Source organism: Azospirillum agricola (assembly GCF_017876095.1).
In the GTDB taxonomy this organism is placed as follows: domain Bacteria; phylum Pseudomonadota; class Alphaproteobacteria; order Azospirillales; family Azospirillaceae; genus Azospirillum; species Azospirillum agricola.
Map to the genome: position 1 here is coordinate 123,340 of NZ_JAGINM010000016.1, position 13,713 is coordinate 137,052.

General features: G+C 68.3%; 13 protein-coding genes. 12 read left to right on the forward strand and 1 reads right to left on the reverse strand.

Features of this window, described 5'->3' with window-relative positions:
- The first annotated feature begins 339 nt into the window (after nt 1-339).
- Nucleotides 340-1,185: a GGDEF domain-containing protein gene (locus tag J2847_RS22595; protein WP_209781077.1), complete on the forward strand. Its 846-nt coding sequence runs from the start codon at nt 340-342 to the stop codon at nt 1,183-1,185.
- A 53-nt stretch (nt 1,186-1,238) separates the two neighbouring features.
- Nucleotides 1,239-2,027, forward strand: coding sequence for a PP2C family protein-serine/threonine phosphatase (locus J2847_RS22600; protein ID WP_209781078.1), 789 nt, complete (start codon nt 1,239-1,241; stop codon nt 2,025-2,027).
- On the opposite strand, the gene J2847_RS22605 is transcribed toward J2847_RS22600, so the two are convergent.
- Nucleotides 2,024-4,573 carry an HWE histidine kinase domain-containing protein gene (locus tag J2847_RS22605; protein WP_325169465.1) on the reverse strand — a complete coding sequence of 850 codons (2,550 nt, stop codon included), beginning with the start codon at nt 4,571-4,573 and terminating at the stop codon, nt 2,024-2,026. The two genes, J2847_RS22600 and J2847_RS22605, sit on opposite strands and share 4 nt — an antisense overlap.
- A gap of 246 nt (nt 4,574-4,819) precedes the next feature.
- Between J2847_RS22605 and J2847_RS34285 the strand changes: the two genes are divergently transcribed.
- From J2847_RS34285 to J2847_RS22655, 10 genes are all read left to right on the forward strand, one after another.
- Nucleotides 4,820-5,200: a c-type cytochrome gene (locus J2847_RS34285; protein ID WP_223678024.1), complete on the forward strand. Its 381-nt coding sequence runs from the start codon at nt 4,820-4,822 to the stop codon at nt 5,198-5,200.
- A 19-nt stretch (nt 5,201-5,219) separates the two neighbouring features.
- Entirely contained in the window at nt 5,220-6,386 is a 1,167-nt protein-coding gene (locus J2847_RS22615) for an HPP family protein (RefSeq protein ID WP_209781081.1), read from the forward strand.
- Nucleotides 6,387-6,504: 118 nt separating this feature from the next.
- Complete coding sequence (gene napE / locus J2847_RS22620) at nt 6,505-6,729, forward strand: periplasmic nitrate reductase, NapE protein (RefSeq protein ID WP_209781082.1); 225 nt, start codon at nt 6,505-6,507, stop codon at nt 6,727-6,729.
- 10 nt (nt 6,730-6,739) lie between these two features.
- Nucleotides 6,740-7,264 carry a ferredoxin-type protein NapF gene (gene napF / locus J2847_RS22625; RefSeq protein ID WP_209781083.1) on the forward strand — a complete coding sequence of 175 codons (525 nt, stop codon included), beginning with the start codon at nt 6,740-6,742 and terminating at the stop codon, nt 7,262-7,264.
- Entirely contained in the window at nt 7,254-7,565 is a 312-nt protein-coding gene (locus tag J2847_RS22630; protein ID WP_209781084.1) for a chaperone NapD, read from the forward strand. The genes napF and J2847_RS22630 overlap by 11 nt, the downstream gene beginning before the upstream one ends.
- A gap of 46 nt (nt 7,566-7,611) precedes the next feature.
- Nucleotides 7,612-10,104 (forward strand): periplasmic nitrate reductase subunit alpha, encoded by a 2,493-nt coding sequence (napA, locus tag J2847_RS22635; protein ID WP_209781085.1) that lies wholly within the window; start codon nt 7,612-7,614, stop codon nt 10,102-10,104.
- A gap of 15 nt (nt 10,105-10,119) precedes the next feature.
- Nucleotides 10,120-10,617, forward strand: a complete 498-nt coding sequence (locus J2847_RS22640) for a nitrate reductase cytochrome c-type subunit (RefSeq protein ID WP_209781086.1) — start codon at nt 10,120-10,122, stop codon at nt 10,615-10,617.
- Nucleotides 10,614-11,240: a NapC/NirT family cytochrome c gene (locus tag J2847_RS22645; RefSeq protein WP_209781087.1), complete on the forward strand. Its 627-nt coding sequence runs from the start codon at nt 10,614-10,616 to the stop codon at nt 11,238-11,240. The genes J2847_RS22640 and J2847_RS22645 overlap by 4 nt, the downstream gene beginning before the upstream one ends.
- 250 nt (nt 11,241-11,490) lie before the next feature.
- Entirely contained in the window at nt 11,491-12,423 is a 933-nt protein-coding gene (locus J2847_RS22650) for a beta-keto acid cleavage family enzyme (RefSeq protein WP_209781088.1), read from the forward strand.
- 68 nt (nt 12,424-12,491) lie between these two features.
- The gene (locus J2847_RS22655) at nt 12,492-13,697 is read left to right on the forward strand and encodes an ABC transporter substrate-binding protein (protein WP_209781089.1); all 1,206 of its coding nucleotides are present in this window, start codon (nt 12,492-12,494) and stop codon (nt 13,695-13,697) included.
- Nucleotides 13,698-13,713 lie beyond the last annotated feature (16 nt).

The window sequence follows — 13,713 nt, forward strand, 5'->3', positions numbered from 1 at the left end:
TAGCCGTTATGGCGGAACCGGCGCGATGGTAGCGGAAGCCGTCTGTGATCGAAAGAGGCACGTTGCAACGATTCCTAGCGTTTTCCAGTTTCATTTCGTTGCCAGATTTCATCAATCCAAAATTGTTTCCATTTGATTTTATGCTGTCACACCGCTTTGGGATCCCGATAATCTGCAACTGCTTCCGCGGGCGGCGTCAGGGCATCGCGAGGCGGAGCACCCTTACACTCAAGCCATCGCAGAGGGCGTGCCTTGTCGGACCCTTTCAAGGACATTGATGGCGAGGTCACGCAAACCGTGGAGTGGGACACCCCCCAACCCGTGCTCGGGGACAAGGGGGTGCCCGTTCTGATCGCGGCGTCGGGCAACGAGGCCGGGCGGCTCTACCCGCTCGAAAAGAGCGAGACGGTGATCGGCCGCGGCGAACGTTGCGACATCCGGGTCACAAATTCGGCGACGAGCCGGATCCACGCGCTGATCCGCCTGGGCGCGGACGGCGCCGAGCTGGTCGACATGAATTCCAGCAACGGCACCGTGGTCAACACGGAGCGTGTCCGGCGCTGCCTGCTCCAGGCCGACGACGTCATCCATTTCGGCAAGAACGCCGTCTTCCGCTTCACCTACATCACCGAGGCGGAAGGCCAGTATCTGAAGAAGCTTCACCAGGCGGCCCTGTGCGACACCCTGACCGGGCTGGCCAACCGGCAACTGCTGCTCGACGAGCTCGACAGCCGGCTGAACGAGAACCGCAGCGGCCTGCTGTCGCTGCTGATGATCGACGTCGACCGTTTCAAGCTGGTGAACGACACCTTCGGCCATCTGCTGGGCGATCTCGCCCTGCAATATGTCGCCACCCTGATCGCCTCGGGAAGCCGGCCGAACGATCTGGTCGGCCGCTACGGCGGCGAGGAATTCATGATGGTGGTCAACGGCGTGACGCTCGAGGAAACGCTCCAGGTCGCCGAACGCATCCGGACGATGGTCGAGAGCAAGCCCCTCCAGTCCGGCGACGTGACGCTGCCGCTGACCGTGTCCATCGGCGTGGCGAGCGCCTACGAGGTCGATCGGGACAAGCAGCAGTTGATCGCGCTCGCCGATTCCCGGCTCTACACGGCCAAGAAGCAGGGGCGCAACCGGGTCTGCCCGAACTCCATGCTGCACGGCGGCCTCAAGAAGCCGGGATGACGCGGGCAACTCAATAAACAATCCTCTGCAAAAGAGAGAAGAGCGACGTGGGAATGGGAATCGACTTCGGCTGCCGCAGCATCGTGGGCGCACGTTCCAACCAGGAAGACTCGTATGTTCTCCGCCCTCTTCCGGAGTGTTCGACGGGCGCGGGCGGCCGGCTGCTGGCCATCGTCGCCGACGGCATCGGCGGACACGCGCACGGCGCGCTGGCCAGCCGCATGGCCGCCGATGCCTTCGACGCGGCGTTCCAGGCCGGTTCGGAGCCGGTTCCCGTCCGCCTGAAGGCGGCGCTCCACATGGCCAACGACCGGCTGGCCTCCGCGATCACGGCCAAGCCGGAGCTGCGCGGCATGGGGACCACGCTGGTCGGGGCCTGCGTGGAGGAACAATCGCTGTCCTGGGTCAGCGTCGGGGATTCCCACCTCTACCTGCACCGCAACGGCGCCCTGAACAAGCTGAACGCCGATCATTCGATGAGCCCCTTCCTGCGGCAGGCCGTGGAGGAGGGCGCGGCCGCGGCGACCATCGTCCGGACCCATCCGAAACGCCGCGCGCTGTGCTCCGCGCTCACCGGACAGGAGATTCCCCTGGTCGATCTGGTCCAGCGGCCGATCGCCCTCCAGCCGGGCGACACCCTCATCCTCGCCAGCGACGGCCTCAACACCCTCGGCGACGACGAGCTGCACCGGGTCATCGCGGCGTGGAACGGCGCAGCCGCCGAGGAGCTGGCCGCGGCGCTTGTCGCCGCGCTGGAGGGCAAGGGCGTCCCGCACCAGGACAACGCGACGGTGCTGGTCGCGCGGCCACAGGCGCTCTCGCGCCGACACGCCGCCCTCTAGCGAATGGACAGGGTGATCCGCCGCAGGCTCTCGATGATCGAGGCGGCCTCGTAGGGTTTGCGGACGATCGGAACGCTCTTGAACGTCGCGGGAATGTGCGAGCTGTCGCCATAGCCGGTGGCGAACAGGAACGGGATGCCCTGGCGCCGAAGCTCCTCCGCGACGGCGATGGAGGTCCCGCTTCCGAGATTGACGTCGAGAATCGCCACGTCGGGCACCTGCGCATTGATCTGAAGCAGCGCCTCGGCCACCGAAGCGGCTGTCACGACGCTGAGGATCCGTGCGTCGGCAAGCATCTGCTCCAGCCCGACGGCGATGACGAGCTGGTCCTCGACGATCAGAACCCGCAGCCCTCCGAGGTCGGCGCCGTCCTCCTCCGCCTGCCCCGGAGCGGGCTCGGGCTGTCCGGCCGCCTCGCCGTCGTGCAGCGTGATGAAGCGGGCTGGAATGCGGAACAGCGCCCTGACCCCGTCGGGGTGGTACTCGATGTCGCTCGTGCCGCCGAGGTCGAAGGGAACGCTGCGGTCGATCAGGACCGTTCCGAAGCCCGTCCGGCTCGGCGGGGTCACCGCCGGACCGCCGCTTTCCTCCCACCGGATCTCGCACCCGCCCCCGGCATCGACCGACCACCGGACCGCCAGCCGCCCGCCGCTGCGGGACAGCGCGCCGTATTTCGCGGCGTTCGTCGCCAGTTCGTGAAGAACCAGGGCGAGGACCGAATAGGCGCGGGCGTCCAGGCCGACCGCCGGACCGTCGAGCGCGATCGTGACGCCGCCCATCCGGTAAGGCGACAGTTCGGCGTCGAGAAGACCGGCGAGGCGACCGCCCCCGTCCCCACGCACGATCTGGTCATGCGCCATCGAAAGAGCCTGGATGCGGCCACGCAGCGTGGCGATGTAGCCTTGCAGGGTCTGGGCCTCCGCCACCGGATGCGCCACCAGCGCGCCGATCAGGGCGAGGATGTTCTTGACCCGGTGGTTCAGCTCCTCGTTGAGCATCCGCTGGCGGACCTCGGCCTTGGCCCGCTCGTCGGCGATCAGTTCGCTGTGATGGAGGACGACCTCGGCGATGGCGACGCGGATGGCCTCGGCGAACTGGCGGTCCTCGTCGCTCCAATGCCTCGACTGGCGGTGGACCATCTCCTTCCAGATCGCGAAGCTCTTGCGCGGAGTCAGACGGTCGCCGAGCGGCCCGGCCTCGTAGGTCTTTTCCGGGTTGCCGGCCCATTGGAGGGTTTCCACCACCTCCTTGCGGAAGAAGAGCAGGAAGTCGCGCGGCCGCTGCGACATCGGCACCACCAGCACGCCCGCCACGTCGGACGCGTAGTCCGCCGCCGCCGCGAACGCGTTCGACAGCTTGCCCGACGCCCAGACCCCTCCATCGGCGACGCTCTCGGCGAAGCGGACGAGGCCGGGCATCGCGTGCGCCGGCGGGACGGCGCCCTGGACCGACAGCCGGCCATGAAGATGCATGGCAATGCCGTCGCACGGAATCAGCGACGCGAAGTCGGACAGGTGGGCCCGCAGGAATCCGTCGATGTCCCCAGCGTGGTTGGCGTTCAGCAGCAGGAGGTCGAGGGCGCCGCGCGCGCGCGTCGCCGCTTGCAGGGTGTTCTTGTGGCGAAGCGCCTGGATGTGGAGCGAGAAGAATTCGCCGAACACCTCCGCCGTCAGCCGCTGCGCCATCGACAGCGCGCGGGGACTGTAATGATGGCAGGCGATGAGGCCCCACAGCGCGCCGTCGACGATGATCGAGATCGACATCGACGCGCAGACCCCCATGTTGCGCAGATACTCGCAATGGATCGGCGAGACGCTGCGCAGATGGGCGGAGGACAGGTCGAGCGGTTCGCCCGACTCGTCCAGCACCGGCACCAGGGGGATGGGCTGGGCATGAGCGTCCGAAATGATCCGGATCGGGTTGCGGAGATAGAGCGCGCGTGCCTGCTGCGGGATGTCGCTGCCCGGGAAATACTGCCCGAGGAAGCTTTCCAGCCCGGCCCTCTTCGCCTCGGCGATCACCTGTCCGGCCCCGTCGGCGCCGAGCTGGTAGATCATGACCCGGTCATAGCCGAGCATCGCCCGGAGATGGCGCGCGGCGTCGCGGTGCAGCCGATCGTCCTGCTCGATGCCGCCGATGTGGGCGATCACCGCCCGCGCAAGTTCGAGCGGTTCGCCGACGCTGGAGGAGGCCGGCTCGAACTCGACGATCGCGTTGCCCTTGAAGCGGTGGACCGAGACATCGCCCACGACCCCGGAGGCCAGGACGACGCCGAACGCCATCGCCGGCCGTGCCGCCTCGCGGGTGCGGGCCAGGGTGTTGCGGATGGTGTGGGCGGCCTCCGCGCCGACGACCGCCTCCAGAGGCCGGCCGTTGAGATCGCCATCGACCCCGATCATGTCCGCAGCGTTTCCGGAATGACGGAGAACGACCACCGCGGCGGTGTCGCAGGCCAGAAGGCAACCGTGCGGTTGAATACTGCCTGGAATATGGATCGGCTCGCGATCGCAGTTCGTCAGATTTACGGTCATCGTGCCGCTTATCATGGGGAGCAGGGCATCCGGAGGCAATTGCGTACGACCCGGAGCCCAAAAAACAACCAGGCGCCGCGATCAGGCGGCAACGCCGCCGGCATCCTTCGGAATCGCCGATGGCATCCATCGAATAGTTTCGCTTTTTCGCGCCGCGGCACATCCGTAAGGTCCGTGGGCCCGCCCGGCGGCGGTCGCCCGGACAGGGTGGCGCACGGCCCCGGCGTGGCTCGCCAACCGCCAAGAACAAGGATCGCTGACGTGACGTCATTGCGCGTGCTTCTGCTTGCCTGCGTTGTTTCCACTGCCGCGACGGGGATCGCGCGGGCCGACGGCGATGCCGAGGCCGGCCAGAAGGTCTTCAACGCCTGCAAGGCCTGCCACACCATCGAGGCCGGCGGCCCCAACCGGGTCGGCCCCAACCTGCACGGCGTCGTCGGCCGCCCGGTCGGCTCTGCGGCGGGCTTCAACTACTCCCCCGCGCTGAAGGACGGCGGCTTCGCCTGGGATGAGGCGCGGCTCGACGGCTACCTGAAGGATCCCAAGGGCTCGCTTCCCGGCAACAAGATGGCCTTCGCCGGCATCAAGAACGACACCCAGCGCGCCGACCTCGTCGCCTTCCTGAAAAGCCAGTCGCAATAATCGTCGCGGGCCCGCCGCCATGGCCTCGCTCGCGCAGCGCTTCGGCCGCTGGTGCCGGAGCTTCGTTCCCGCCCCGCCGGGCGTGGATTGGGTGGAGCGGACGCGCGCCTGCTGCGGCTCGTTCCTCGGCATCCTGGCGACCGGCCTCGTCTGCCGGACGATGGTCGGGCCGGTGGACGATCTGCCGCTGCTGATCGCTCCGATGGGGGCGTCGGCCGTCCTGCTCTTCGCCGCCCCCGCCAGCCCGCTGGCCCAGCCCTGGTCGGTGCTGGGCGGCAACGCCGTCTCGGCGCTGGTCGGCGTCGCCTGCGCCCGCTGGCTCGGTCCGGACATGGGCGTGGACATGGCCGGGACGGCGGCGCTGGCGGTGTGCGGCGCCATCGGGGCGATGTCGGCCCTGCGCTGCCTGCACCCGCCGGGCGGGGCGGTGGCGCTCACCGCGGTGCTCGGCGGCCCGGCGATCCAGGCCGAGGGCTACCGCTTCGCCCTGCTGCCGGTCGGGCTGAACGCGCTGATCCTGCTGATCCTCGCCCTCGCCTTCAACAACGTCACCCGGCGCCGCTACCCGCACCCGCTGCCGGTGCAGCACGCGCCCATCCACGCCACCGCCGACCCGCCGCCGGGCGACCGGCTGGGTTTCACCCCGGAGGATCTCGACGCGGTGCTGCGGCAGCACAACGAGTTCTTCGACATCAGCCGCGACGACCTCGACACACTGTTCCGTGAGGCCGAGCTGCACAGCCTGCAACGGCGCTTCGGGGAGATCGCCTGCGCCGACCTGATGTCCCGCGACGTCGTCGCCGTCACCCCCGACACCAGCCTGCGGCAGGTGTGGGACCTGATGCGCCGGCACCGGCTGACCGCCGTCCCGGTGGTCGACGCGGCGCGCCGGGTCGTCGGCATCGTCACCCAGGCCGACCTGACGGCCCAGGCGATGGGGAACAGGCTGATGGGGGATGGGCCGCGAGCCGGAGGGGCGAAGCGTGCCGCCGCCGTCATGACGGCCGCCGTTCCCTCGGTGTCGACCGCCACGCCGGTGTCGACGTTGATCCCGCTGATGTCCGACGGCGGGCTGCACCACATGCCGGTGGTGGACGCGGAAGGGGTGCTGGTCGGCATCGTCACCCAGACCGACCTGCTGGCCGCGCTCTACCGGGGCCGGCTGGCCGAATCCATCGCCGCCTGAAAGGAGCCGGGACCGGAAGGAAAGGGCTACCCCGTCTGGAGCGCTTTCCCTCACGAAACGCTTGGGACAATTCTTGGTTGGAGCGATGCCGGAAAAACGAGCAGAAGGCTGCAACCGGATGAGCCAGACCCGACCAAGCAACGGTTTCTCCACCGTTTCCCGATTGTCCCCCGGCGGCGCCCTGCCGCCCGATCCGCGCACCAAACGGCGGGAGATCGCCATGTTCCTGGTGCTCGCCGTGCTGATCTGGCCGGTGCTGTCGGTCGCCGTGGTGGGCGGCTACGGCTTCCTGGTCTGGATGTCGCAGCTGATCCTCGGACCGCCCGGTCCCCCGCCGGTTTGAGGAGCGCGTCATGGACGGCGACGCGACCGACTTAGGACGACGAGGCTTTCTCACGGGGCGGCGGCACCCCCCCCGCCCGATCCGCCCGCCCTGGTCAATGAGCGAGTTCTTCACCTCCCTGTGCAGCCGCTGCGATGCCTGCGTGGACGCCTGCCCGGAGGCCATCCTGCGGCCGGGCGACGGCGGCTTTCCCGAAGCCGACTTCTCGCTCGGCGAGTGCAGCTTCTGCGGCGCCTGCGCCGAGGCCTGCCCGGAACCGATCTTCGACCGCGCCGCCCGGCCCTGGGCGCTCGCCGTCGGGGTGACCGACCGATGCCTGGCCGCACGGCGCGTCGTCTGCCGGAGCTGTCAGGACGCCTGCCCGGAATCGGCCATCCGCTTCGCCCCGGCCCCCGGCGGCGCCGCCCACGCCCGCATCGACGGCGACGCCTGCACCGGCTGCGGCGCCTGCGTCGCCTCCTGCCCGGCCGGCGCCGTCACCCTGCACGCCCAGCCAGCACCGACCATCCCATCGGGAGGACCGCATGCGCCATGATCCCGCGCCGGATTCCGCGCCGACGGACGGGGAACGCCACCTCGCCTCCCTCCTGCTGCATGTCCGGCCGGAGCGGTCGGAAGCGGTGCGCGCCGCGCTGTCGGCCATGCCGGGCGTCGAAATCCACATCGAACAGCAAGGCAAGATGGTGGTCACCGCCGAAGGCCCGCACGAGGGCTGGATCGCCGACCGGATGACCGCCATGCACCTGATGGACGGGGTGATGTCGGCCGTCCTCGTCTTCCATCACCTCGAACCCTCATCACCCGAAGTGGAGGAGGCCGGCACGGCCGGTGCCTGAGCGAAACGAAACGCAATCCAAACACGCAGAAAGAGGGGAAACGCCAATGATGGACCGTCGGGATTTCATCAAGGCCCAGGCGGTGGCCGCCGCGGCCGCGGCCGGCGGCATCGGCCTGCCGGCCATGGCCCAGACCTCGATGGTGGCCGGCGAGGATTCCTCGCTGAAATGGTCCAAGGCGCCCTGCCGCTTCTGCGGCACCGGCTGCGGCGTGATGGTGGCGACCAAGGACAACCGCGTCGTCGCCACCCACGGCGACATGCAGGCGGAGGTCAACCGCGGCCTGAACTGCGTGAAGGGCTATTTCCTCTCCAAGATCATGTACGGCCAGGACCGGCTGACCCAGCCGCTGCTGCGCATGCGCGACGGCAAGTACCACAAGGAGGGGGAGTTCCAGCCGGTCTCCTGGGATCGCGCCTTCGACGAGATGGCGGCGCAGTGGAAGCGCGTGCTGAAGGAGAAGGGCCCCGACGCGGTCGGCATGTTCGGCTCCGGCCAATGGACGATCTGGGAAGGCTACGCGGCGTCGAAGCTGATGCGCGCCGGCTTCCGCACCAACAACCTCGACCCCAACGCCCGCCACTGCATGGCGTCGGCCGCCATCGCCTTCATCCGCACCTTCGGCATGGACGAGCCGATGGGCTGCTACGACGATTTCGAGCAGGCCGACGCCTTCGTGCTGTGGGGCTCCAACATGGCGGAGATGCACCCGATCCTGTGGACGCGCATCACCGACCGCCGGCTGGCCCACAAGCACGTCAAGGTCGCGGTGCTCTCCACCTTCGAGCACCGCAGCTTCGAGCTGGCCGACATCCCGATGATCTTCCAGCCGGGAACCGATCTGGCGATCCTGAACTACATCGCCAACCACATCATCCAGACCAACCGGGTCAACCGCGACTTCATCGACAGGCACTGCAACTTCCGGCTCGGCCAGAAGGACATCGGCTACGGCCTGCGCCCGGAGAACGTGCTGGAGGTGCGCGCCGCCAACGCGAAGGACCCGACCGATTCCAAGCCGATCGACTTCGACGCCTTCGCCAGGTTCGTCAGCACCTACACGCTCGACTACACGGCCGAGCTGACCAAGGTGCCGAAGGAGCGGCTGCTCGCCCTGGCCGAGCTCTACGCCGACCCGAAGACCAAGGTCATGTCGCTGTGGACCATGGGCTTCAACCAGCATGTGCGCGGCGTGTGGGTCAACCACATGGTCTACAACATCCACCTGCTGACCGGAAAAATCTCCGAGCCGGGCAACAGCCCCTTCTCGCTGACCGGCCAGCCGTCCGCCTGCGGCACGGCGCGCGAGGTCGGCACCTTCTCGCACCGGCTGCCCGCCGACATGCAGGTCGCCAACCCGACCCACCGCGCCCACACGGAGACGGCGTGGAAGCTGCCCAAGGACCTGCTGCCCGCCAAGGTCGGCTACCACGCCGTCCAGCAGGACCGCATGCTGAAGGACGGGAAGCTCAACGCCTATTGGGTGATGGTCAACAACAACCTCCAGGCCGCGCCCAACAGCGGCAACGAGACCTACCCCGGCTACCGCAACCCGGAGAATTTCATCGTCGTCTCCGACGCCTACCCGACGGTGACGGCATCGGCCGCCGACCTGATCCTGCCCGCCGCCATGTGGGTGGAGAAGGAGGGCGCCTACGGCAACGCCGAGCGCCGCACCCATTTCTGGCACCAGCTCGTCACCGCGCCGGGCGAGGCGCGCTCCGACCTCTGGCAGCTCATGGAGTTCTCCAAGCGCTTCACCACCGACGAGGTGTGGCCGAAGGAGACGCTGGACGCCAACCCGGACTACCGGGGCAAGACGCTGTTCGACGTGCTGTTCCGCAACGGGCAGGTCGACCGCTTCCCGCTGTCGGAGATGGATCCGGAGTACGACAACGCCGAATCCAAGGCCTTCGGCTTCTACGTCCAGAAGGGGCTGTTCGAGGAGTACGCCGGGTTCGGCCGGGGCCACGGCCACGATCTGGCGCCGTTCGACACCTACCACCAGGTGCGCGGCCTGCGCTGGCCGGTGGTCGACGGCAAGGAGACGCGCTGGCGCTACCGCGAGGGGCTCGACCCCTTCGTCAAGCCGGGCGAGGGCGTGAAGTTCTACGGCAACCCCGACGGCAAGGCGAACCTCTTCGCCTTCCCCTACGAGCCGCCGGCCGAGGAGCCCGACCGCGAGTTCGACCTGTGGCTGGTGACGGGGCGCGTGCTGGAACACTGGCACTCCGGCTCGATGACCATGCGGGTGCCGGAGCTGTACCGGGCGATGCCGATGGCGATGGTCTTCATGCACCCCGACGACGCCCGCGAGCGCGGATTGCGGCGCGGGTCGGAGGTGACGGTGATGTCGCGGCGCGGCGAAATGCGGACGCGGGTGGAGACGCGCGGACGCAACAAGCCGCCGCGCGGCGTGGTCTTCGTGCCCTGGTTCGATTCGGCCCGCCTGATCAACAAGTGCACGCTCGACGCCACCGACCCGATCAGCAAGCAGAGCGATTTCAAGAAATGCGCCGTCAAGGTCGTCGCGGTCTGAGGGAGGAGATGTGCCATGCGTCCCAGCCACCTCGCGGCGCTTGCCGTGCTTCCCTTCCTCGTCCCCGCCATGCTGTCGGCGCAGAGCGGCGGCCTCGACGCGCAGCCCAAGCGCCTGGACGATCCCTGGCGTCCGCCGGTGAACTTCGTCGACCAGAACCCGGCGCCGCCGATCCCGGCCGACGTCACCGATGACCGCCGCGTCGCCCGAAACTACCCCGAACAGCCGCCGGTGATCCCGCACAACGTGCGCGACTACCAGATCACGCTGAACAACAACCAGTGCCTGACCTGCCACAGCCGGCGCTTCACCGAGGCGTCGCAGGCGCCGATGATCAGCATCACCCACTACGTCGACCGCGAGGGCCAGACGCTGGGCGGCGTCGCGCCGCGCCGCTACTTCTGCATGCAGTGCCATGTGCCGCAGACGGTGGCGCAGCCGATCGTGCCGAACGGGTTCAAGGACATCGACGCCTTGCTCAGCCGGCCGTCCGACGGGGGGGACCGGCGATGAGGGGGCGGCTGACGGCCCTCCTGCTGGACGTCTGGCGCACCATCTCCAGCCCAAGCCGCTATCTCAGCCTCGGCTTCCTGACGCTGGGCGGCTTCGTCGCCGGGGTCATGTTCTGGGGCGGCTTCAACACCGCCCTGGAGGTGACCAACACCGAAGCCTTCTGCACGAGCTGCCACGAGATGCGCGACAACGTGTACGAGGAGATGAAGCAGACCATCCACTTCACCAACCGCTCGGGCGTGCGGGCGACCTGCCCGGACTGCCATGTCCCGCACAACTGGACCGACAAGATCGCCCGCAAGATGCAGGCCTCGAAGGAGGTCTGGGGCAAGATCTTCGGCACCATCGACACCCGCGACAAGTTCGTCGCCATGCGCCGCGAACTTGCCGAGCACGAGTGGGCACGGCTGAAGGCGAACAACTCGCTGGAATGCCGCAACTGCCACACCGCCGACTCGATGGACATCACCAAGCAGGGCGCGCGGGCGGCGCGCATCCACCAGGAGTATCTGTTCACCGGCCAGCGCACCTGCATCGACTGCCACAAGGGCATCGCCCACCGGCTGCCCGACATGAACGGCGTGCCGCCGGGCTGGAGCGAGGCCGCCAGCACGCCGCGCTGACCGGCGGGAGACAGGCGGAGACGCGCCATGATACGGCGGCGCGTCCCTCGCCCGCCCCTCCCAATCCGCACAAGCTCGAACAGATCGTTCGGCATACTGTCCGTCACGCCACCTTGTGCAGCAACCTACTTTTCAGTAACGTGCATTCCCGCAAAGTAGACAAGCAGGCCGGCCGTCCCGGCGGCGAAAACGCCCCGCCGCGAACAAGCCGCCCAACGGACAGCGGCCGGGAAGCCTGGAGGGAACATCCATGAAGCGCGCCGACAAGGTCATCATCACCTGCGCCGTGACCGGCTCCATCCACACGCCGACGATGTCGCCGCATCTGCCGATCACCCCGGACCAGATCGTGCAGGACGCGGTGGCGGCGGCCGAAGCCGGCGCCGCCATGATCCATCTCCACGCCCGCGATCCCGACACCGGCAAGCCGTCCCCGTCGCCGGAGCTGTTCGCCCAATTCCTGCCGCGCATCAAGCAGCGGAGCGCCGCCATCCTGAACATCACCACCGGCGGCGGGCTGGGCATGACGCTGGACGAGCGGCTGGCGGCGGCCAAATGGGCGCAGCCGGAGGTCGCCTCGATGAACATGGGCTCGATGAACTTCAACATTTCCGGCGCCGCCGCGAAGATCGGACAGTTCCAGCACGACTGGGAGAGGCCCTATCTGGAATCGACGACCGACTTCATCCTGTCCAACACCTTCGCCCAGATCGAGCGGGGGATGCGGGAACTGGGCGACGCCGGCACGCGGTTCGAGTTCGAGTGCTACGACGTCGGCCACCTCTACACTCTGGCGCATTTCGCCGACCGGGGCATCGTCAAGCCGCCCTTCTTCACCCAGTGCATCTTCGGCATCCTCGGCGGCATCGGCGCCGATCCGGAGAACCTGATGCACATGAAGGCGACCGCCGACCGGCTGTTCGGCCAGGATTACTACCTGTCGGTGCTGGCGGCCGGCCGCCACCAGATGTCCTTCGTGACGCTGGGCGCGATCCTCGGCGGCAACGTCCGGGTCGGGCTGGAGGACAGCCTCTACGCCGGCAAGGGCAGGCTGGCGACGTCGAGCGCCGAGCAGGTCGCCAAGATCCGCCGCATCCTGGAGGAGCTGAGCCTGGACATCGCGACGCCGGAGGAGGCACGCGCCATGCTCCAGACCAAGGGCGGCGACAACGTGGCGTTCTGACCGGACAGCGATAAACGACAAGCCGGCGAACGACAGCAACGAACGACAAAACAAAGGGAGGATTGCGCATGACGCGGTGGATTCTGGCGGCTGGCGTGAGCGCGCTGGCCCTGGTGGCGGGAGCGGCACAGGCCGAGATCTCCGACGGCAAGGTGAGGATCGCCGTGCTGAACGACATGACCGGCCCCTACGCCGATCCCACCGGCATGGGCTCGGTCGAGGCGGTGCGGATGGCGGTGGAGGAGATGGGCGGCAAGGTCGCTGGCAAGCCGGTCGAGATCATCTTCGCCGACCACCAGAACAAGCCCGACATCGGCGCGGCGCTGGTCACCAAATGGATCGACACCGAGCAGGTCGACGTGATCGTCGACGTGCCGACCTCCTCGGTGGCGCTGGCGGTGCAGGAGATCACCAAGCAGAAGAACCGCGTCTTCCTGATCTCCGGCGGCGGTGCCGCGCAACTCACCGGAACCGCCTGTTCGCCGACCACCGCGCATTGGACCTACGACACCTACGCGCTCGCGCAGGGCATGGGGACGGCGGGCGTCAAGCAGCTGGGCGACACCTGGTACTTCATGACCGTCGACTACGCCTTCGGCCACGCCCTGGAAAAGGACGTGTCGGAGGTGCTGAAGGCCAACGCCGGCACGGTGGTGGGAGCGGTGCGGCATCCGCTGAACACCGCCGACTTCTCCTCCTTCCTGCTCCAGGCGCAGGGGTCGAAGGCCAAGGTCATCGCGCTGGCCAACGCCGGGGCCGACACCGCCAACTCGATCAAGCAGGCGCAGGAGTTCGGGATCCCCCAGGGTGGCCAGACCCTGGCGAGCCTGCTGATGTTCCCGACCGACATCCATTCGCTGGGGCTGCCGGCCGCCCAGGGGCTGGTGCTGATGGACGGCTGGAATCCCGAGCGCGACGACGACAGCCGGGCCTTCGCCAAGGCCTACACGGCGCGGACCGGCCGGATGCCCAGCATGATCCAGACCGGCAACTACTCGGCCGTCCGCCACTACCTGAAGGCCATCGAGGCGACCGGCAGCGACGAGGCCAAGACGGTGATGGCGAAGATGCGCGAGACGCCGGTCAACGACGCCTTCGCCAAGGGCGGCACGCTGCGCGCCGATGGCCGCATGGTGCACGACATGTACCTGATGCAGGTGAAGTCCCCGGCCGAATCCAAGGGGCCGTGGGACTACACCAAGGTGCTGAGCACCATCCCGGGCAACCAGGCCTACCGCCCGCTCGACAAGGGCGGCTGCCCCCTGGTCAAGTAGCCCCCCTCCACGTCAG

Bases quoted from the DNA above. Each gene is read 5' to 3' on its own strand.
- J2847_RS22600 (WP_209781078.1), top strand. From the start codon at position 1,239: ATGGGAATCGACTTCGGCTGCCGCAGCATCGTGGGCGCACGTTCCAAC.
- J2847_RS22605 (WP_325169465.1), bottom strand. From the start codon at position 4,573: ATGATAAGCGGCACGATGACCGTAAATCTGACGAACTGCGATCGCGAG.
- J2847_RS22615 (WP_209781081.1), top strand. From the start codon at position 5,220: ATGGCCTCGCTCGCGCAGCGCTTCGGCCGCTGGTGCCGGAGCTTCGTT.
- napE (WP_209781082.1), top strand. From the start codon at position 6,505: ATGAGCCAGACCCGACCAAGCAACGGTTTCTCCACCGTTTCCCGATTG.
- napF (WP_209781083.1), top strand. From the start codon at position 6,740: ATGGACGGCGACGCGACCGACTTAGGACGACGAGGCTTTCTCACGGGG.
- J2847_RS22630 (WP_209781084.1), top strand. From the start codon at position 7,254: ATGCGCCATGATCCCGCGCCGGATTCCGCGCCGACGGACGGGGAACGC.
- napA (WP_209781085.1), top strand. From the start codon at position 7,612: ATGATGGACCGTCGGGATTTCATCAAGGCCCAGGCGGTGGCCGCCGCG.
- J2847_RS22640 (WP_209781086.1), top strand. From the start codon at position 10,120: ATGCGTCCCAGCCACCTCGCGGCGCTTGCCGTGCTTCCCTTCCTCGTC.
- J2847_RS22645 (WP_209781087.1), top strand. From the start codon at position 10,614: ATGAGGGGGCGGCTGACGGCCCTCCTGCTGGACGTCTGGCGCACCATC.
- J2847_RS22650 (WP_209781088.1), top strand. From the start codon at position 11,491: ATGAAGCGCGCCGACAAGGTCATCATCACCTGCGCCGTGACCGGCTCC.
- J2847_RS22655 (WP_209781089.1), top strand. From the start codon at position 12,492: ATGACGCGGTGGATTCTGGCGGCTGGCGTGAGCGCGCTGGCCCTGGTG.